The sequence below is a fragment of the Kangiella sp. HZ709 genome, from assembly GCF_009674675.1.
In the GTDB taxonomy this organism is placed as follows: domain Bacteria; phylum Pseudomonadota; class Gammaproteobacteria; order Enterobacterales; family Kangiellaceae; genus Kangiella.
Genome location: NZ_WKJC01000001.1, coordinates 1 through 19,754, shown reverse-complemented (window position 1 = coordinate 19,754; position 19,754 = coordinate 1). Strand labels below are relative to the sequence as shown.

Annotated in this window: 20 protein-coding genes and 1 rRNA gene; 3 read left to right on the top strand and 18 right to left on the bottom strand. The window is 38.5% G+C overall.

Annotated features, from left to right (window positions below; translation table 11 throughout):
- Positions 1–4: 4 nt before the first annotated feature.
- Together GJS41_RS00105 and GJS41_RS00100 are read right to left on the bottom strand one after the other, a co-directional pair.
- Entirely contained in the window at positions 5–406 is a 402-nt protein-coding gene (locus GJS41_RS00105; protein WP_154245315.1) for a hypothetical protein, read from the bottom strand.
- A gap of 38 nt (positions 407–444) precedes the next feature.
- Complete coding sequence (locus tag GJS41_RS00100; RefSeq protein WP_227551213.1) at positions 445–1,503, bottom strand: 4-phosphoerythronate dehydrogenase; 1,059 nt, start codon at positions 1,501–1,503, stop codon at positions 445–447.
- 95 nt (positions 1,504–1,598) lie between these two features.
- On the opposite strand from GJS41_RS00100, the gene folE reads away from it, so the two are divergent.
- Both folE and mnmD read left to right on the top strand, forming a co-directional pair.
- Positions 1,599–2,153, top strand: a complete 555-nt coding sequence (gene folE, locus GJS41_RS00095; protein WP_154245314.1) for a GTP cyclohydrolase I FolE — start codon at positions 1,599–1,601, stop codon at positions 2,151–2,153.
- Position 2,154: 1 nt separating this feature from the next.
- The gene (gene mnmD / locus GJS41_RS00090) at positions 2,155–3,990 is read left to right on the top strand and encodes a tRNA (5-methylaminomethyl-2-thiouridine)(34)-methyltransferase MnmD (protein ID WP_154245313.1); all 1,836 of its coding nucleotides are present in this window, start codon (positions 2,155–2,157) and stop codon (positions 3,988–3,990) included.
- Between the two features lie 7 nt (positions 3,991–3,997).
- Here the strand turns inward: mnmD and fghA are convergent, their stop codons facing one another.
- The 11 genes from fghA to GJS41_RS00035 form a co-directional block, all read right to left on the bottom strand.
- The gene (gene fghA, locus GJS41_RS00085) at positions 3,998–4,852 is read right to left on the bottom strand and encodes an S-formylglutathione hydrolase (RefSeq protein ID WP_154245312.1); all 855 of its coding nucleotides are present in this window, start codon (positions 4,850–4,852) and stop codon (positions 3,998–4,000) included.
- Positions 4,853–4,864: 12 nt separating this feature from the next.
- Positions 4,865–5,971, bottom strand: coding sequence for an S-(hydroxymethyl)glutathione dehydrogenase/class III alcohol dehydrogenase (locus GJS41_RS00080; protein ID WP_154245311.1), 1,107 nt, complete (start codon positions 5,969–5,971; stop codon positions 4,865–4,867).
- Positions 5,972–6,005: 34 nt separating this feature from the next.
- Entirely contained in the window at positions 6,006–6,716 is a 711-nt protein-coding gene (locus GJS41_RS00075; protein ID WP_154245310.1) for an ABC transporter permease, read from the bottom strand.
- Positions 6,706–8,601, bottom strand: a complete 1,896-nt coding sequence (locus GJS41_RS00070) for a monovalent cation:proton antiporter-2 (CPA2) family protein (protein ID WP_154245309.1) — start codon at positions 8,599–8,601, stop codon at positions 6,706–6,708. Before GJS41_RS00070 ends, GJS41_RS00075 begins: the two co-directional genes overlap by 11 nt.
- On the bottom strand, positions 8,601–9,164 hold the full coding sequence (locus GJS41_RS00065) for an NAD(P)H-dependent oxidoreductase (RefSeq protein ID WP_154245308.1): 564 nt from the start codon (positions 9,162–9,164) through the stop codon (positions 8,601–8,603). Before GJS41_RS00065 ends, GJS41_RS00070 begins: the two co-directional genes overlap by 1 nt.
- Positions 9,165–9,635: 471 nt before the next feature.
- Positions 9,636–10,799: an ATP-NAD kinase family protein gene (locus GJS41_RS00060; RefSeq protein WP_154245307.1), complete on the bottom strand. Its 1,164-nt coding sequence runs from the start codon at positions 10,797–10,799 to the stop codon at positions 9,636–9,638.
- Entirely contained in the window at positions 10,792–11,337 is a 546-nt protein-coding gene (locus GJS41_RS00055; RefSeq protein ID WP_154245306.1) for an elongation factor P hydroxylase, read from the bottom strand. The genes GJS41_RS00060 and GJS41_RS00055 overlap by 8 nt, the downstream gene beginning before the upstream one ends.
- A 2-nt stretch (positions 11,338–11,339) precedes the next feature.
- Entirely contained in the window at positions 11,340–12,245 is a 906-nt protein-coding gene (gene prmB, locus GJS41_RS00050) for a 50S ribosomal protein L3 N(5)-glutamine methyltransferase (protein WP_154245305.1), read from the bottom strand.
- 43 nt (positions 12,246–12,288) lie between these two features.
- Positions 12,289–13,059 carry a 1-acyl-sn-glycerol-3-phosphate acyltransferase gene (locus tag GJS41_RS00045; protein ID WP_154245304.1) on the bottom strand — a complete coding sequence of 257 codons (771 nt, stop codon included), beginning with the start codon at positions 13,057–13,059 and terminating at the stop codon, positions 12,289–12,291.
- A gap of 62 nt (positions 13,060–13,121) precedes the next feature.
- Positions 13,122–13,574, bottom strand: a complete 453-nt coding sequence (gene sixA / locus GJS41_RS00040) for a phosphohistidine phosphatase SixA (protein ID WP_154245303.1) — start codon at positions 13,572–13,574, stop codon at positions 13,122–13,124.
- Positions 13,574–14,584 (bottom strand): adenosine kinase, encoded by a 1,011-nt coding sequence (locus GJS41_RS00035; RefSeq protein WP_154245302.1) that lies wholly within the window; start codon positions 14,582–14,584, stop codon positions 13,574–13,576. Before GJS41_RS00035 ends, sixA begins: the two co-directional genes overlap by 1 nt.
- 89 nt (positions 14,585–14,673) lie before the next feature.
- On the opposite strand from GJS41_RS00035, the gene GJS41_RS00030 reads away from it, so the two are divergent.
- Complete coding sequence (locus GJS41_RS00030; protein ID WP_154245301.1) at positions 14,674–15,525, top strand: 6-carboxytetrahydropterin synthase; 852 nt, start codon at positions 14,674–14,676, stop codon at positions 15,523–15,525.
- A gap of 6 nt (positions 15,526–15,531) precedes the next feature.
- Here the strand turns inward: GJS41_RS00030 and xthA are convergent, their stop codons facing one another.
- From xthA to rrf, 5 genes are all read right to left on the bottom strand, one after another.
- Positions 15,532–16,341 (bottom strand): exodeoxyribonuclease III, encoded by an 810-nt coding sequence (gene xthA / locus GJS41_RS00025; RefSeq protein WP_154245300.1) that lies wholly within the window; start codon positions 16,339–16,341, stop codon positions 15,532–15,534.
- Positions 16,338–18,161 (bottom strand): M61 family metallopeptidase, encoded by a 1,824-nt coding sequence (locus GJS41_RS00020; RefSeq protein WP_154245299.1) that lies wholly within the window; start codon positions 18,159–18,161, stop codon positions 16,338–16,340. Before GJS41_RS00020 ends, xthA begins: the two co-directional genes overlap by 4 nt.
- Positions 18,161–18,901 (bottom strand): TMEM175 family protein, encoded by a 741-nt coding sequence (locus tag GJS41_RS00015; protein ID WP_154245298.1) that lies wholly within the window; start codon positions 18,899–18,901, stop codon positions 18,161–18,163. The genes GJS41_RS00020 and GJS41_RS00015 overlap by 1 nt, the downstream gene beginning before the upstream one ends.
- Positions 18,902–19,060: 159 nt before the next feature.
- Complete coding sequence (locus tag GJS41_RS00010) at positions 19,061–19,519, bottom strand: hypothetical protein (RefSeq protein WP_154245297.1); 459 nt, start codon at positions 19,517–19,519, stop codon at positions 19,061–19,063.
- 120 nt (positions 19,520–19,639) lie between these two features.
- Positions 19,640–19,754: ribosomal RNA gene (gene rrf / locus GJS41_RS00005) — 5S ribosomal RNA — on the bottom strand.

Sequence of the window (19,754 nt, the reverse complement as noted above, 5' to 3'; positions counted from 1 at the left end):
ACACTTAACCTTTAGTGGGGAATAACGATCTCAAAAACAGGCCTATTCCACCAAAGCAAAGCACCAAGATCACAATCAAATCAAACGCGCTCATTGGTCTAAAGCTAAACTGGGTTGAAGCGATAACGCCAAATATTAAGGCTAATATAGAACCTACGGTTAAAAACCAGCCAAAATAGTTTCGATGGTTATAAAATAACACCACAATACCAGCAACAAATGGGATCATAATCATGCCTGAAGTGACGCCAAAACCACCGAAGGCTGAAAAGCTGTATAAGCGGGTGCCAAAACCAAATTGTGAATAGATATGGATTGAATTAAGCAGCAAATAAAAACCAATCACCATCATGGTTAAACCCACAAAAAATTGCCATTCACCACCTCTTGTACCGCCTGCGCCCATAAGTCACTCCTTAAAATTTATACCACTGAATATTTTTATTAACGGTAATACTCTAACCGATTTTTATAATTTTTTCTCAATAAATCAAACTCTTTAGCTATCCGCTCACTATCAAATCTGGAGATATTTCGTAAAGCTAAGTCATCTTCTTTAATATCATAAAAAGGCTTCAAGGAATCATGTAAATCTGCCAAATGATTTGGTTTTTGCCATAGTAAAGTATTGGGCAACAATGACTCTAAGGAAACACTAGAGTCCTTAGCTAGCCAGTTCCTTGTCGCTTGATACAAATAATAGGTTCCGCGGATTTTACCCTCTAAGCTATAGCCTGCGATATGTGAAGTACCAATTAAGCACTTTTCCAACAACTGAGGGTTTAGTCGAGGTTCCTGTTCCCAAACATCTAATACAAACTCAACGGATTTCTCACTCCTTGCAGTTTCTAAGGCCGCAAGATTATCGAGAACAGCACCTCTTGATGAGTTAATCAATAAGGAATCATCCTGCATTTTTGCTAAAAAGCTTTTGTCAATTAGATGATAAGTAGGATGTTCACCAGCTTTACTTAAAGGTACATGGCAAGTCACAATCTGGCATTGCGAGACTGTGTCTAACGAGACGAAATCTCGCTCATCATCTGTACTTTCTAACAAAGGATCATTCAGCAGATAATCTATGCCAATATGATCAAGCAGACGGCTAAGCTTAGTGCCTACATTCCCTGCTCCAATAATCCCCACTGTCACTTGAGACAAATCTAATCTTTTATTATTCGACCAATAAGCAATAGCGGCTAATACGTATTCAGCTACCGCTTGAGCGTTACAGCCTGCGGCATCTGAAAATTCAATTTCAGATTGTTGCAAATAATCTAGATCAATATGATCAGTACCAATTGTTGCTGTTCCAACAAATTTAACTGGCGTCTTTTGCAAAAGAGCTTGATTAACTTGAGTAATAGAGCGAACCAATAATATATCCACATCTTGAAGGTCAGTATTCGTAATAGCTCTACCTGCCTTGCGCTCAATCCAACAGAAGTCTGCAAATAGTTCATCAACCATTGGCATATTTTCATCAGCAAGCAATGTCAGCATAAATAAGTCTCAATTAGTAAATTTTGCGGATATTTATTTGGGTATTTTAGCGTCTTCCTTTAAACTTAAGCTAGTTATTATTAATAAGGATCCGCATGAGCGACAAATTAGCCGGTTTATACCACAATATCTTAGAAGAAATTGGCGAAGATACCCAAAGAGATGGCATTTTAGATACTCCAAAGCGAGCAGCTAAAGCCATGAAGTTTTTGACCAAGGGCTATGAGCAGTCTTTAGAGGAAGTGGTAAATAACGCCATTTTTGAATCTGATAATGACTCTATGGTTATCGTCAAAGATATTGAGCTTTATTCAATGTGTGAACATCATATGCTACCTTTTGTAGGCAAGGTTCATATTGGTTACCTGCCTACAGGTAAAGTTCTAGGGCTCTCAAAACTAGCACGTATTACGGACATGTTTGCTCGCCGCTTACAAATTCAAGAGAACCTAACTAAACAGATTGCGGAAGCGGTACAAGAAGTCACAGATGCATCCGGAGTTGGCGTTATTGTTGAGGCCAAACATATGTGTATGATGATGCGCGGTGTTGAAAAACAAAACTCGATCATGACAAGCTCTACGATGTTAGGACAATTTCGTAAAGATGAAAAAACCCGCAACGAGTTTATTAGTCTGATCAGTAAGTAATATGCATCAGGCTTTCTTAGGGGTAGAGCCGGCAAATATTGAATGGCGCGAAATAGAGAAAAATGGCAAGACTTATTCCGCGCCCTACTCCCCCAATTTCGATGATATTTATTTCAATACTCAAGATGGCATTGCTGAATCACAATATGTATTTCTGCGAGGTAATGATTTAGAGCAACGTTTTTTACAACAACCTTGCCAATTTTCAATTTTTGAAACTGGCTTTGGCAGCGGCTTAAACTTCTTGTTAGCCGCAAAGCTATGGCAACAAACCAATCCAAATGGTCATCTGAACTATTACTCGGTTGAGCAGTTTCCAATAACCCCTGTAGATCTACGAAAAATTTATAAGGAGTTAAATCTAGACAACCCCTTGATCGATTCACTTTTAGAACAATACCCTTCAATATTGCCAGGCATTCATCCAGTGATAATAAGCGAATGCATTACTTTGTATTTAATTTTTTATCCTCTAGATAAAGGGCTGAAAGAAATTGCTATTAACCAATCTGAAAAAATTGATGCCTGGTTTTTAGATGGATTTGCGCCCAGCAAAAATCCGACTATGTGGCACAAAGGCCTGTGGCATTTCATGGCACTGAAGGCAGTTAATAATACCAAACAAAAAACTACCGTAGCCACCTTTACCGCAGCCTCAGAGGTTAGGAAAATGCTACAACATTATGGTTTTGAAGTGATAAAGCGTAAAGGCTATGGTTATAAGCGTGAAATGCTAACTGCTCGTTTTGAGGAAAAAAAACTTTCAAATCCTAAACCCGATTTATTTACCGATTATATCGTTGCCAGAAACACTCCTAAACGCATAGCCATCATTGGTGCAGGATTGGCTGGAGCTGCTTGTGCTTATGAGCTTAATAAAGCTGGGCTAGAAGTAGATGTCTATGATAAGAGTACTGCTCCTGCTTCAGGCGCGTCAAAAATGCCAGCTATGTTGGCGACCCCGAACTGTTCTATAGATCATAATGCCTTTAGCCAGTTAACTTTTGCCGGCATGCAGTCATTAACAAACTTATTGGGACAAAAAGAGCACCTAGTTGAAGCATGGCAAGCACTAGTAACTACTAACGACAAGTACTCAGAATTTCATATAGAACAATATTATTCAATTTATAAAAGTAGACTTGGCACTAACATAAAAAAGGCAATTGATACTAACTTTACAAAAAAGCTAAGCCTGATTGTTCCAGCAGTCCAATTGAATGGTCCCAGTTATTGTGATTATTTATTAAGCAAAATCCCTCCAAAGAAAATGCATTTCAATACAGAAATTAATTCCCTAGAACAGCTCAAAGATTATGATTCTGTGATAATCTGCACTGGACATTGCACTTTATTAAACGACGTATATAGCAGCTTATTTCCAAGCATTATGCCCTTACGAGGTCAATTAACAGAAACCAAAAAACTTTATTCAATCGAAAGGCCAATTAATCATGAAGGTCATTTATTTCAAGATCAACATTCTTGGTACATAGGTGCAACCTTTGATGCCCGTACAGATGACTCGATACGAGCTCAAGATGATTTAGATAATATTCGGCAAGCTAAGGAAAAGCTTGATATTGATATAGAAGCATCAAATATTAAAAGTTCTTACGCAGGAATAAGAGCTTCTACTTATGATCGCTTCCCCTATTGTGGTTTGTTCAGTGAAACGCAACAGCAATCGATCTGGTTAAATTATGGTTATGGTACGCGCGGTCTAAACTTGTCATTACTGGGCGCGCAAATTATTAAAGCCAGCTTAATTAATCAAACCTTACCTATCAGCAAAAACTTACTTAAGCGGCTCACCCCAAAACGCTTAAGCTCTTAGTAAAACGTTAACTCAACTTATCGCAATGAAATTTAATGTGAGACTCAATAAAGCTAGCGATAAAGAAATAACTGTGGTCATAACCTTCACGTAAATTGAGATGAATATCTAGCTCTTCTTTTTGATGCTTTTTATTTTTTATTAACTCTTCTAATAATTCAGGTCTCAGTTGTTCCGATAAAAAATCATCATCTAAGCCTTGCTCAATTAGTATCGGCGTAATTTTATTCGATTTATTTAAGAGCGATAATGAATCATATTGCCGCCACTCGTCCTGATTATCACCAAGATATAAAGCAAAAGCTTTCTTGCCCCAAGGAACCTGCATTGGCGCAACTATTGGAGAGAATGCAGAGATTGATTTAAACTTATCCTGGTTCTTTAAACCTATGGTTATAGCGCCATGACCACCCATTGAGTGACCGGAAATAGCAGCACGCTTTGCATCTATTGCGAAATTGCTCGAAATCAACTCAAAAAGTTCCAAGATGTAATCGTACATTTGATAGTGCTTTTTATAGGGCTCTTGCGTTGCGTTTAGATAAAAACCTGCGCCCAGTCCAAAATCCCAATGTCCAGCAGGGTCGTCTGCTACATTATTCCCACGAGGACTAGTATCGGGTGCCACAATCGCAATTTTATATTTTGAGGCGAATTGCTGGGCACCTGCTTTTTGTACGAAGTTTTCGTCGGTACAGGTAAGACCCGATAACCAATATAAAACTGGCACTTTTTCACTTTCAGCCTCAGCAGGCATAAAAATAGAAAAGTTCATTGCGCAGTTTAAACTGTCAGCATAATGCCGATAGCGCTGTTGCTTACCGGCAAAACATTTTGCTGAACTTAATAATTCGAGTGTCATAATGATTCCGCTTTAAAATTCGATAACCGAACGAATCGACTTTCCTTCATGCATTAAATCAAACGCCTTATTGATATCTTCAAGCGGCATCTTATGAGTGATCAGATCGTCAATATTTATTTTCCCATCCATATACCAATCAACAATTTTAGGCACATCTGTGCGGCCTCGTGCACCACCAAAAGCAGTACCCTTCCAAACTCTTCCAGTCACTAATTGAAAAGGCCTGGTAGATATTTCTTGCCCCGCTCCTGCGACACCCACAATACAAGACTCTCCCCAGCCTTTGTGACAGCATTCCAAGGCTTGACGCATAGTATTAACATTACCGATACATTCAAAACTGTAATCGACACCGCCATTGGTCATTTCAATAATGGCATTAGTCACATCTTTTATTTCAGCTGGATTGATAAAATCAGTCATACCAAACTGCTTTGCCAGTTCAACTTTATCTGCATTGATATCAACACCAATAATCCTATCAGCCCCAGCCATCTTGGCTCCTTGAATAACGTTTAGACCAATACCGCCCAGACCAAAAACGGCCACGGTAGAGCCTTGCTCAACTTTCATAGTATAAATAACAGCACCAATGCCAGTTGTCACACCGCAACCTATATAACAAACTTTGTCGAAGGGCGCATCAGAGCGAATTTTAGCTAAAGCGATTTCGGGCATTACCGTATGATTTGCAAAAGTAGAACAGCCCATATAGTGAAGTATAGGTTTGCCTTGATAAGAAAAACGACTAGTGCCATCAGGCATGAAACCTTGACCTTGAGTTTCACGAATAGCCTGACATAAGTTTGTTTTAGGATTTAAACAAAAATCGCATTCTCGACATTCTGGCGTATAAAGTGGAATAACATGATCCCCAACTTTTAGATTTTTAACACCTTCACCGAGTCCAACCACAACTCCAGCACCTTCATGCCCTAAAATTGCAGGAAAGGCTCCCTCAGGATCATCGCCAGATAAAGTAAATGCATCGGTATGACATACCCCGGTTGCTTTCATCTCGATTAATACTTCACCGTACTGCGGTGGCTGTAGATCAACTTCAACGATTTCTAAAGGTTTTCCTGCTTCAAAAGCAACTGCGGCGCGGGTTTTCATTGATAACTCCGATTAATAATTTCAAATAATAACTTTAGTCTTTTTGCATTCTTAATGTTAAATAAACGATCATCGATATTGCACTCGAAATTAGTATAGCAGCCATGATCATGATTTGATAACGAGCGGCTACAGAAGGCTCAACTCCAGAAATAATTTGCCCTGTCATAGTGCCTGGAAGAGCAACTAACCCCATCGCTAACAAACTATTTATTCTGGGTATCATTGCAGTATTGAATGCACTATTTCGAGCTTTAATTTTATCATGATGATTATCTACCTCATGCTTGAACCTTTCCCCTGCAATACTAATAGTATTCATGGTATTGCCGAGCAATAAGCCCACTAAAGGAATAATAAGCTGCGCTTGATAGGTCGGATTAGGCTTTAGAATGAAGCCAATAATTAATAACATACTCAAGCCGGTCCCCATCAATATCCCTAGAACAATATAAGAAAAGTGGAGTATATTCTTATTGGCTAATGGTCTTAAGGAAATCCACGCTGAAAATAAAAGCATCAGCGACATTACTAAAGTGCCAAACCATAAGTTATTATCTTTAAACAAGTAAATCAAAATAAAGCCAACTAAGCTTAATTGAACAAACATTCTTATATTTGCAATCCAATAGTCCTTAGTTTGAATTTTCCAAGAATGCATGATTAATCCAATCACAACAATCGGGATTACAAGATAAATCAATTCAAAGTAGCTGATGCTTGGTAAGTTTGAACTAGTCTTCATTGGGCGATTGTTTTATATCTATATTATCGTTTATTTGACTTCTGGAATCAGTATCCCAGCTTTGGTTTTGGATTTGAGCTCTATCTTGTATATCCGACTTCAGTACAGCTTCCAAGAGCTCTGCTTTCTCGGTTGCCGCTAAAATATACTGTTTTTCGTCACCCCATAATTCGGTAAGCTCTTCCATATGCATATTGTCATAGTGTAAGAACGTCTGTGCTGCTCGTTGAGCTTGGTACTTACGATAACCTAACTCGACTAACGCCTCGCGACCTAACAATAATGCTGAGCCTAAGGTTTCTCGTATGACACAATGTGCGCCAGCCTTTTTTATTTCATAGGCCTCACGCCGGCCTTTGGCTCGGGCAAATATTTTCAGTTCAGGAAAATTCTTTCTGCATAACTCTGTGACAATTATAGCCTTATCAACATTATCCACTGATAAAACAATCATCTTGGCGTTTTCAGCGCCAGCTGCTTTTAATAAATCAAGATTAGTCACATCTCCATAGAAGGCTTTGGTGCCAAACTTTCTAACCAAGTCAATTTGTACTGCGTCATATTCTAGTAAAGTAGTTTGAAATCCTTGTGAACGTAATAATCTTGAAACGATTTGTCCGAATCGCCCATAACCAGCGACGATAACAGGCGTTTCACCATCATCTATTTCATCATAATCGCGACTTAATTCCTGCCGATCAAACAACGGCTGCAAAACCTTTTCACTTAATATCATTAGTAATGGTGTGAGGGCCATACTTAAGGCTACCACAACTGTTAAGGTCGAAATCATATGCTCTGTTAAGACGCCATTTTGAGCTGCAAAGCTAAAGAGAACAAAAGCAAACTCACCACCTTGGGCTAATGCAAAACTAAAAATTAAGTTTTCCATTAACGGCATTTTAAAAAACTTAGCTAATAGAAATAAAACAATCACTTTTATAATAATTAAACCTAATACTAGACTGATAATACTGGCAGTGTCTTGCATCAATAGATCTAGATTAATACTGGCACCAACAGTGATAAAGAACAAACCTAAGAGCAAGCTTTTAAAAGGTCCTAAACCAACTTCCAATTCATGTCGGTATTCACTTTCGGCTAATACCACACCTGCTAAAAAAGCACCTAATGCAGGCGACAAACCAACCCATTGCATGACTAAAGTAATTCCGATGACTAATAGCAAAGAAGTGGCGATAAAAATTTCTTTTAACCCAGTACGTGCGATTAAATTAAAAATTGGCTGGATCAGAAAACGACCTAATAAGATGATAAATACGATGGAACCAACAACGGCTAGAGTTTGCTGCCAACCCTGCAACTGAGTTAAACCATGATCATCATTAATAATTTCTACTGGCGCGCTAGCCAATAATGGCATTAAAGCTAACATTGGAATAATGGCAATATCTTGAAACAGCAATACGGAGAACGAAGAACGACCTGAATCAGTTTTCATCAACCCCTTTTCTGTTAAAGTTTGCAGCACAATAGCTGTCGATGACAAAGCCAAAACCATGCCAATAGCCAAAGCTGCTTGCCATGTTTGATCAAAAAGCATGGCTATAATGGTAAATAAAAAGCCGGTAAACAAAACCTGCAAACCACCAAGACCAAGAATTGGCATACGCATTCGCCATAATTTTTTCGGTTCTAATTCGAGGCCAACGAGAAATAGCATCATCACCACACCAAACTCGGCAAAATGCATGATATCTTCAACATCACGGCCAACCAAACCAAAAACAAAAGGCCCAATTAAAACTCCTGCGATTAAATAGCCTAGCACTGAGCCAAGCCCCAAACGTTTTGCTATAGGCACTCCTATCACCGCTGCCACTAAAAATATAAAGGCTTTGAATAAAAAGCTCTCTGTATCCATCAGCGAATTTTTCCTGTTCGTAGGTTCAGATGATTTTGCAGATCAATAATAAGTTTTCGATAGTTTTCAGCTGCATCAATGGTAGCTTCTTTAGATATGCGAATAGCATCATAGACAACGAATGGTTGAAAAAACTTCATTCCGCAGAAAACAGCGGTTTGTTCGAAAGGTTTAAGAAACTGATCAAATGGATAGCCGTTATAGCCTCGCTTACTATAACTATCATCAGTACCTCCGACTGTCATGGCATTAAGCCAATATTTACCTTTTAATTGGAAGCCGCCTTCACCATAAGCAAAACCTGACTCTAGGACTACGTCTTGCCACTCTTTAAGTAATGCTGGCACGCTGTACCAATAAAAGGGATGCTGAAAAATAACAACATCATGTTCAAGCAGGAGTTTTTGTTCTTTTTTAATATCAATCAGAAAATCAGGGTATTCTTCATACAAATCGTTGAAAGTAATGCCTTCGATATCTTTAATGGCGGAAACCATCACTCGATTAGTTACCGAAGATTCAAATCTAGGATGAGCAAAATTAACTAATATTCGATTAGCCATTCTTTATCTTTGCTCCAAATGATTCGTAACCTTGATTTGAGTTTACACCAGCTTGTTGCAGATTACAGCTAAGCCTTTGAAATTATTGTAATATAAAATGCTGGAGCGGTTATTTGGCAAAATAAAAGCGGCTAATGCCGCTTATTTAGAATCCATCCAAGTCTGTTACCGTTGCTCCTTCTCACTCTTCCCTTTGTAATGGCCTTCCCAGCTCTGTCCGTTATTATTAATCCATAAGTAGTAGTAGAAAGCAGACTCCATCTGCTGTGGATAATGTAACAATATAGAGATTAAGAACAAGAGCCCCTAGGCCGGCAATATAAAGAAAGGATAAAGCCATAGAACAAGGAAAATATATAAATCAATGACTTAAAAGCAGGATGGCTAATTGTGAGCTTTTATCAAACAAATATTAGGGAGATTAACCCTATCGTTTGTAAGAGATTTCTCACAAATAAACAAGACAATGTCTTAAGCTTCTAAGCCTATTCGGTAGTAAATTTCATCCTCATAACCGCAAATCACTCGTGCCAGCCCTGAAAGTTTCTGGTTAATTAAAGGGTCATCTGTGTCTACCACTAATGGCTTATTATTGAGTTGGCTGATTTTATTCTTAGTGGCAATAATTATAAGATCCGTTTTTTTAAGTCGACTCATGACGTTAGCGCTAATTTGATGATTACCACGTCCAAGAATATGCCCTTGACCGCCAATGATAGTAATAACGATTTTTACTTTCGTAGGATGCTCTTCTATAATTTTTAGGATATCCGATTCGGTTAGATCTGATTGCTTCAATTGCTCTTGATGCACCCAGTCGATACCAAGCAAGGAATTAGGCAAATCCAACGCATTCATAACAGCTGCACAACTGGTTCCCGAACCAATCAAGTAATGAATATCCTCCTCCATATGTTCCACTAGATATTCAGCTATGTCATTTTGCAGATTTACTTCTTGCTGTTGATCATTCTGACTGGCTAACTGGGATGACGATATTTTGGTTGACTGAATAAACTGATATTCAGCAGGCACCAACATTTCTCCATACTTTTTGGCCTTAACAGTCCCCGCGCGAAATTCGTCTTCATCAATATCCATCACCGATGCCTCGATTAAAGAAACCAGCTGGTTCCTAATCATTCTTTCTACGACTATGGCTGCAGCTTTAGGGGTAATCGCATAAACACCTGAGTGAATTTTCACACCGGCAGGTATACCAAGTACCACCTGTTCGGTTTTTACCACAGAGCATATATTTCTGGCAGTACCATCTCCTCCAGCAAAAAGAATCAAGTCTAGGTCCAATTGGTTAAACTCAGTAACTGCTTGAAGGGTATCTGCGGCTTCGGAAATTAAATTGGCATGATGCACGCTGGTATACTCGAAGCCTAGAGCCTCTAATGTGAGCCCCCCCATAGCGCCATCAACCGTAAACCATTCAATTAAATGACTATATTTGGTGACTGACTCTAAAGCTAACTTTGCTCGATTAGCAGCCTGGGGAACAGCACCTTTATCAAAAGCTTCTTGACGAATAGCATCTCCATCACTGCCTTTTAACCCCACTTTACCGCCAATACCGGCAAAAGGATTGATAAGGAGACCGAATCTTAGTTTTGTGCTTTTATCCATTTGGAATTTGTTTTGGTAACACTATGGGTTGGTTCGAATTATATTTTTGACATAACAATTGAATCATTTGCAACGCTCTTGTTGGAAATTGATTCTGAAAATACCATGATAGTTGAGCATGAACATTTTGTTTAAATTGTACAATTTGTTGCTCACATACTGTCGAATTTAAATTATCTAAACTAAATTGAAAAGGTTTCTTTGCCGCCAAATGAAAAGCCCACTCTAATGCTTGCGGTTTAACTTCAACCGCGAAGAATTCGGCTTGCTGCTCATCATTCCTACCGTCGGGAGCATACCAGTAACCATAATCATCTAACAAACGCCTCTTTTCACCTGCAACACACCAATGAGCGATTTCGTGCAGAGCACTTGAAAAAAAATCTTGATTGGAAAAAATGGTCGCCTTGGTTTGATTTTTATTATTAATAGGAGCACGATAAAAGGGTTCGTTAGCGCCGGGCGATAACTCTACCTGTATCGAACTAAACTCCTCGTTAAAGGCATCTGCTAACTGATAGACGCAAGGCTCTGACATCGCTAACTGAAATGCTCTTCCAATTGTTGTTTAGTTAGTAGAAAAACACCATCGCCACCGCGTTCAAACTCTAACCAAGTAAAGGGAACTTGAGAAAACTGTTCTTGCAGAGCCGGCCAACTGTTACCGACTTCTACAATTAATACACCATGCTCAGTTAAGAACTCCGCAGCTTGCTGAAGGATCTTACGAGTAAGTTCTAAACCATCACTGCCAGAACCTAAACCAATTTCTGGTTCATGAAAAAACTCAGCAGGCATATCTGATAAATCGTCTTCATCAACATAAGGTGGGTTAGAAACAATTAAATCAAACTTCATGTCTCGCATAGCTGAGAATATATCTGACTCAAGTGCTTGAACTCTAGGATAAAAACCTGCCTGATCGATATTTTGCTGGGCCACTTGCAAAGCATCAACTGAAATGTCTGAAACAACCACTTCTGAATCAGGCATATAAGCGGCGCAAGCTATTCCAATACAACCGCTACCACAACACAGATCCAATATTCGAGGTTCGTCAGAAATCAACCATGGGTTAAACTGAGCTTCTACTAATTCAGCGATAGGAGAACGCGGCACTAATACCCGCTCATCAACATAAAACTCAATGCCGGCAAAATAGCCTTTGTTGGTAATGTAGGCCAGCGGCTTGCGCTCTTCTATTCTAGACTTAATCGCGCTTGCTATATGTTCTCTTTCTTCTTGTAATAGCCTTGCTTCGAACATAACCACGGGATAATCATTGGGCAGTTCTAACATTTGTAATACTATTGCTACTGCCTCATCCCAAGCATTATCAGTACCATGACCAAAAAATAGCTCTGACTTTTCAAATTCACTTGCAGCAAAGCGGATAAAGTCTGTAATGGTTTTTAAATTTTTTGCGGCGTTTTGATATTTATCCATCGGCTTCTCATTGACTCAGGTATTTGCGACTCCGCTAAATACACTAAGAGCGCTCATCAAGCAGTTGTTTCATTCGATTATACACCAGTTCGGTCAAGTTATGACGATCGGCAGAGCTATATTCTTTACAATCAATCGCTTCACCAATCTTAATCTTAACCTTTTGCCCAAGCCGCATTTTTAACCATTTTTTATTAGGTAATATATGTTGTATGTCCTGCATTACAATGGGAATAATAATTGCGTTAGTATCAATGGCTAATCGAATACCACCCTTTTTCAGAGGTTTTAAAGAACCATCTTCAGAACGAGTCCCTTCAGGAAACATCCATATCCTAATGCCACTTTTCATTTTTTCATGGGCAAACTTCAAATCTTCAATCGCTTGAGATCGATTTTGTCTATCGATGGAGAGAAATTCGCCAGATTTTAAAGCTCTTGATAAAATAGGGATTTTAAATAGCTCTTTTTTTGCAATCATCCGAATTGAACCTGGAATGGATGCAAAAGCTAATGGAATATCATAGGCACAAGCATGGTTACACATCAAAATTACAGCTCTATCCTTTGGAATTTGTGATTCTAAATCGCCTATAAGTTCCCAATCAACTTTTGCAGAATTAATGATTCTAGTTCCCCACTGAGTAGTAACTCCATCAATCTTCTGGCGAGATTTTGTTATATTATTCCTATGAAGAAAAACACCATGAAATACAGTTTTGATAGAACCTACAAAGGTAACCCAGAATGAATAAATCAAAATTGGAATTATTCTAAATTTTGAAGCGGAAGGATTTAATACTGGCTTTTGCAAAAGGTTTATTCTTTTATTCTTGATGCATCATGCTAACTTCAATAACTAAAAATATCCAGTGTCTAAAGCGAACTATCGATGTTCGCAGGACTGGTAAACGACAATAGCTTAACGCCTCGTTCAGATATTTCTAATTCTGCGACGGCAGCTGTTGGGAAATAACGACCTTGCCCTGGCAGCCAAGCTTCTAATAAATTAACCACCAATGGCATATGACTAACCAATAAAATCGATGAATACTCTAAGGCCTCGAAGTAACTGGTAGCTATTCTAGGATCAGATTCTGGCTTTAAAAGATTTTCATCTAATCTTATGTATTGAGACTTAGTAACGCTCTCTATTTCATTGGCTGTTTGTTGCGCTCTTAATAATGGACTGACCAGCATTGCCTGAAAAGACTGCCTCGAACTTAACCATTGCGCCATAGCACCAGCTTCTGCTATACCTGTATCTGACAGTTGCCTTTGCCCACTGATCAATGGGGCATCACCATGACGCATGATTCTTATAATCATTAACTAGCTTGTAACTCTTGATTAAAGTTTTGGATAGTTTCAATAGCACCGCCTTTTAATCTTGGACCAAATTGAGTTACTAAATAAGAAGAGCAAAAGCTAGCTAGTTTACCGCAATTTGCTGCAGAATAGCCTTGAGTTAAAGCATACAAAAAAGCCCCTGCAAACATATCACCAGCGCCGTTACTATCAATTGCTTTAACCTCAAAAGCATCAATTTGATGTAACTCTTTACCATCAAAATAAACTGCACCACGCTCTCCTAAAGTAATCACTACTTGCTGGGCTAAACTCTTAAGCTGCTCTAGAGCTTCAGAATAACTACTCGTTTGAGTGAATTCTAACGCTTCATCCTCATTACAGAATAGGAGCTCAACACCGCCATCTAAAACCTGCTCAATTTGCGGCTTAAAGAACTTAACCATATTAGGATCCGACAAGGTGTAAGCAATCTTAGCGCCTTTTTCTCGCGCAATTTCTTTAGCTTTAAGAGCCGTTTTATGATTTGATTCACTGGTAACTAAATAGCCTTCAATATATAAAAATTCACTATTAGCTAGAGCCTCTGTATCAAGATCATCAGCTTGCTGCTCGCTACTAATACCCAAATAAGTATTCATAGTTCTATCGGCATCCGGGGTCACCATCACTAAACATTTGCCGGTAATACCAGTGTTATCTTTTAAAGTGGCAATATTATTATCAACGCCTGCTTGATTTAGGTCTGATGCATAAAACTGCCCAGCCTCATCATTTGCAACTTTACAACAGTGATAACCCTTGCCGCCTAATTGAGCTAAAGCAAAAATACTATTAGCGGCCGAGCCTCCTGATGCTCTGTGATGAGCTTTGCCATGAAGTTCTGACAACAAATAGTCATGTCGTTCTTCTTCAACAAGGGTCATCACTCCTTTTTCTATTGAAAGGCGATCTAATTCTTTAGCAGTAATTTCAATTTCAACATCCACTAAGGCATTGCCTAAAGAGAAAACGTGGTATTTTTGATTCATGCTTTTTTCTGTCCGATAAACATCGTTTGGTTTAAAGCGATTATGCTATAATTATCGCCAATTATGAATCATTAGCCAAACTTTTTACTATGGCAGCTTTATTTGTGGATCAATTAACGGTGATTGACTTCGCCTACTTTGATATTGAACGGGGTATTGTTGGAGAAAGCTGGATCGTCGATATAGTGCTGCATGGCGACCTGGATGAACAAGGAATGGTTTTTGATTTTGGCGATGTCAAAAAGCAAATCAAGATCGCTATCGATAATTCCGTTGATCACAAATTCGTAGTGCCAGCAAATTATGAAAATTTCAATAGAAGCCAAGAAAGCGATTCACTACTTCTTGAAATTAAAGATCAAAATAATCGCTGGTATAGACACCAGTCTCCTCCGGAAGCTGTAGTTTTGCTTGATACTCAAACGGTAACCATGGATGCTGTTTCGGAAGTTTTAATTGAAGCTTGTAAAGAAGTAGTTCCAACAAATGTCACTAAGATTGAACTTAATCTATCCACTGAAGCTATTGATGGTGCCTATTACCACTATGCTCATGGATTAAAGAAGCATTTGGGCGACTGTCAGCGTATTGCTCATGGCCATCGTTCGCAAATTCAAATATTCAAAGACAATATCAGAAGTGCTGATTTAGAAAAAATCTGGGCAGAGAAATGGACTGATATTTATATTGCTACGGAAGAAGATTTAACTAAAGAAATAACTATTGAAGGGAAAGACTACTACCACTTTGATTACCATAGCGAACAAGGCTTCTTTGCTTTGACCATTGCCAAAGATAATTGTCACTTGATGAAGAATGATTCCACGGTTGAGTTAATTGCCAATCATATTGCAAAACAAATAAAACTTTTAGAACCTAACTCAGAAATAACAGTTAAAGCCTTTGAGGGTGTTGATAAAGGCGCTATTGCTAGCGCCTAATATTGCCTAAAGTTTGAACTCGGTCCAAACAGGAGCATGATCAGAAGGACGCTCCATTCCACGTATTTCGTAATCTATATCAGATGCTACAACTCTTTGATTTAGCCATTCGCAAGCAAATACAGAATCAATTCGTAATCCCCGTTTTGGCTCTCTATCAAAACCTTTCGAACGATAATCAAACCAGCTAAATTTGTCATCAACCTCAGGATTAATGGTGCGGTAAGTATCAATCAAACCTTTTGACATCATAGTTGCCAACCACTCTCTTTCCTCAGGTAAGAAACTCGACTTGCCTTCTCTTAGCCAACGCTTTCGGTTGGGCTCACCAATTCCTATGTCCATGTCCGTCGGTGAAATATTGATATCGCCTAATACGATAGTACGAGTATTAAAATCATGTTGATCTAAATATTGATTTAAATCCGCATAAAACTTTTCTTTGTAAGGAAATTTTGTTGGGTGGGAGCGATTCTCTCCTTGTGGAAAATAACCATTAAGAACTTTTAATTTTTCGTCACCGTATTGGTAGCTTGTAATGATCATTCTACGCTGCGCATCATCTGGATCGTTTGGGAAGCCCTTCTCAACCTGAATCGGCTTTTGCTTACTAAAAGTTGCTACTCCATAGTGTGCTTTGCCGCCATGTATATCCATGTGGTACCCCAGATGTTTGTAGTCGTCAAATGGAAACATATCATCATGTACTTTAGTTTCCTGTAAACAAATAATATCAGGATCATGTTTTTCTACTAAGGCTTCAATTTGATGAACGCGAGTTCTTACACTATTAATGTTAAAGGTTACTATTTTCATGAATCTATATTTAACCAGCTTTTTAATAATTCGTTAGGACTGCCGTTACTATAACTGATATAGGCAGTATCATCTTCTGCTTTCGCAAGCTTTAGATTATATTTCATCAATTCATCTCGCCTAAAGCCCAAAATCTCAACTGTTTCACCAGCTTGCATCATGCTTAAATTTTGCTCAATATTCGAAGAGTTAATTTTTAAACCATGAAAACTGATCAGCTGATCTCCCGCTGAGATACCAGAATCGCTTGCAGAGCTATTTAGGTAAACATTTTTCACCTTTATCCCCAGCGCTGCACTAGTGTACTCAATCCCTAACCCTACTTTTGTTTTTGCGGCCTTAAACTCTTCTGAAAAACCACCTCGGTCAGTTTTTTTTGTTCTGGCTTGATAATTAAGCTTAAGACCAAGCGCAGCAAGTGGAGTTTCAAGGTCTAACTCTTCGGTAGAATATAAAGCTTTATCAAAAAATTCCATGATACCTTTTTGGTTTTCTGCACCACAAAGCTCTAGAACATAATTTTGAATAGTATCATTTTCAATACCTATGCCTTTGGCCCCAAAGTTAAACCATAGATACTGCATTACATCTTGCAGTGTTTGTTTGTGAGCAGTTTTCTGCCGAATTAAAAAGTCCAAACAAAAAGCAATTAAGGCGCCTTTAGTGTAATAACTAATTACGGCATTTGGCGCATTCTCATCTTGCTTATAATACTTAGTCCAGGCATTAAAACTTGAGTCTGTAACTGATTGGATCAACCGTCCTTTTGAACGCCTTACAGAAGTTATAGTCTTAGCGAGTGCCGTTAAATAATTTTCAGGGCTAATAACACCTGCTTGTACGCAAGCCAAGCTATCGTAATAAGAAGTGATCCCTTCAAAAGCCCATAGCAGATCTGTATAGGATTCTTGTTCTGTAACGTAGGGCACAAAAGCACTTGGTTTTATGCGCTTAATATTCCAAGTATGGAAATATTCATGGGAACATAAATCTAAAAACGTCTGATAATTTTTTTTAACTTTATCCGGGTTATCGAATAGCAAAGGCAAATCTTCACGACTACAGTGCAAAGCGGTTGAGTTTCGATGCTCCAAACCACCAAAACCATTACCTAAAACATAAGTCATAAAAACATACCGATTCATGGGCGCAGGTTCAGCAAAAAATCGAATATGATGCTCGCAAATTTTGATCAGATCATTTTTTAATCGTTCAGAATCGAGCTTCCCAAAACGTCCAGTTAACACCATGTGATGCGGAACGCCACAAGCATCAAAATTGATAACTTCAAAGTCAGCCATCTCTACAGGACAGTCAATTAGTTCATCATAACTATTAGCTTGATAAACTCCGAATTGGAATTCTTTAGTACCACCTGTGATTTCTAAACCAGTAGCCACGCGCCAGTTTTTAAACTGCTCACCATCCGGTTTAATAATCTCAACTTGATGGACGGATTCTTCTTGCCCCTTAACAGCTAAGAAAACACTAGTGCCATTAAAAAATCCATGCGTTTGATCCAAGTGCGCACCGCGAACCGACAAGTCCCATGCATACACTTGATAAGTGATGATTAACTCCCCATCGCATGGCTCAAATTCCCAAGTTGACTTATCCAGTTGTTTATAGGGGATTTTTTTACCATTTCCTTCCGCACTAATCCACTGAAGATGTTTAGCAAAATCACGGATCATGTAACTACCAGGTATCCAATTGGGCAAATGACAAACCTGACCGCTGGGAGTAGGACTTGAAATGGTGAGAGTTACTTCAAATAAGTGAGCATTTGGATTGATCGCTTTGATCTGATAGTGAATCATTAACTTGGTTCCATTTTACGGTGAACAACAGTGTAAATGTATTGAGCTATAAATAAACCTAGCAATATAAATCCTGCTAAACTGATATATTGCATTGGCAAAGTATAGGATAGAGTTAATGAAATGATTGCAAATAGGCACCCTAACAACCACCGATGGTAAATCCCCTTTGTATCATGCAATTCTTTCTGACTGAGTCTTAAAGCGTCCTTTCTTCCAATAGCTACTCGATACAAAGCCGCTACAATTATAGACATTAATAAAAACCCTGCTGCGTATAGAGCAAAAAAGTGCCGTGCATCCATATCTGTTTCAATAGTAAAGTTGAAGGACAAGGCTCCGTCAGTTAAGAAGTCAAACATACTTTCGAATATCATTCTTAAAGGAAAAATATAAATTAAAAGTGCAAAAAGCAGGCTCGTACTTAGATATATGCTGGTTTTAGTTTCAATCCCATAACGTCTGCTCCAACGGCGATGATCTAACCAAAAAATCATTAAGATTAAAAAACTAAGAAATAAAGCAGGGACCGAATTAAGGCTCTCTTTAAGCTCAGTAAAAGAGGTTGGAAGAGTATCCTGCGAAATTGCCAGAAACGTTAACACAAAAGCAAAACCAGCATCTATTAAAGTGTCTAATCGAGTGGTTTCTAACCCTCGCATACGAAAACCATCTTCTGTAGGAAGCTTGGCTAACTCCGACTCTTCCCAACTAATTTCGGAAGTAATTTGCTTTACCATGTTTGGTTATTTTTTAATTTTTGAATAGCTATAAAATAACATTATCTTCAACAGTATGCTAACTAGCTAAAGTTATAATGTAATAAATATAAAAAAGGGCTCACCTTTCGATGAGCCCTTTTTATAGAAGAAGCACTTAGCTATAAATTAACAATGCTGTTATTTATTCTCTTCTTCGTCAGCTTGTTTTAAATCGCCTGTTTTAACCCAGCGACCGTCACTTAAAACTAATACATCATCTACCTTATTATTTTCATCATAGCTGACTTTAACTTGCATCTCGCCACCTTCGCCAATAGCACCTTCCAATGGGCTTGTTACAAGTTCGGACAAACCTAAAGTTCCAACAGCTGCTAACGCGTATAAGAAACCTTTACCAGCTTTTGAACCAGCACTATTACCTTGGATAAATTTGAATAGGTCAGTTGTCTTTCCATCTTCATTCTTTTCTGTAAATACAGGAGAACCCAGCTCAGAAACAACTTTAAACCTGTCAGTACCTACTTCTAATACGGATAGATCTTTTTTGGTTTCGCCTGACGTTGCTTGAACTACTGAACAACCAGAGATAATGGCAGCTTGAATTAGTAAAGCCAAAATAACAATAATTTTTTTCATCTTATTAACCAGTAAATTTAGAGGTGTGGGATTATACAAACAAATGCTTGTATGGATAAACTTTTTATAATTAAAACGTAAAAAAAAAGCTCACTAAATAGTGAGCTTTTTTAAATAAGCGCTTGGCGATGACCTACTCTCACATGGGGAAGCCCCACACTACCATCGGCGATGAGTCGTTTCACTTCTGAGTTCGGCAAGGGATCAGGTGGTTCCAACTCTCTATGGTCGCCAA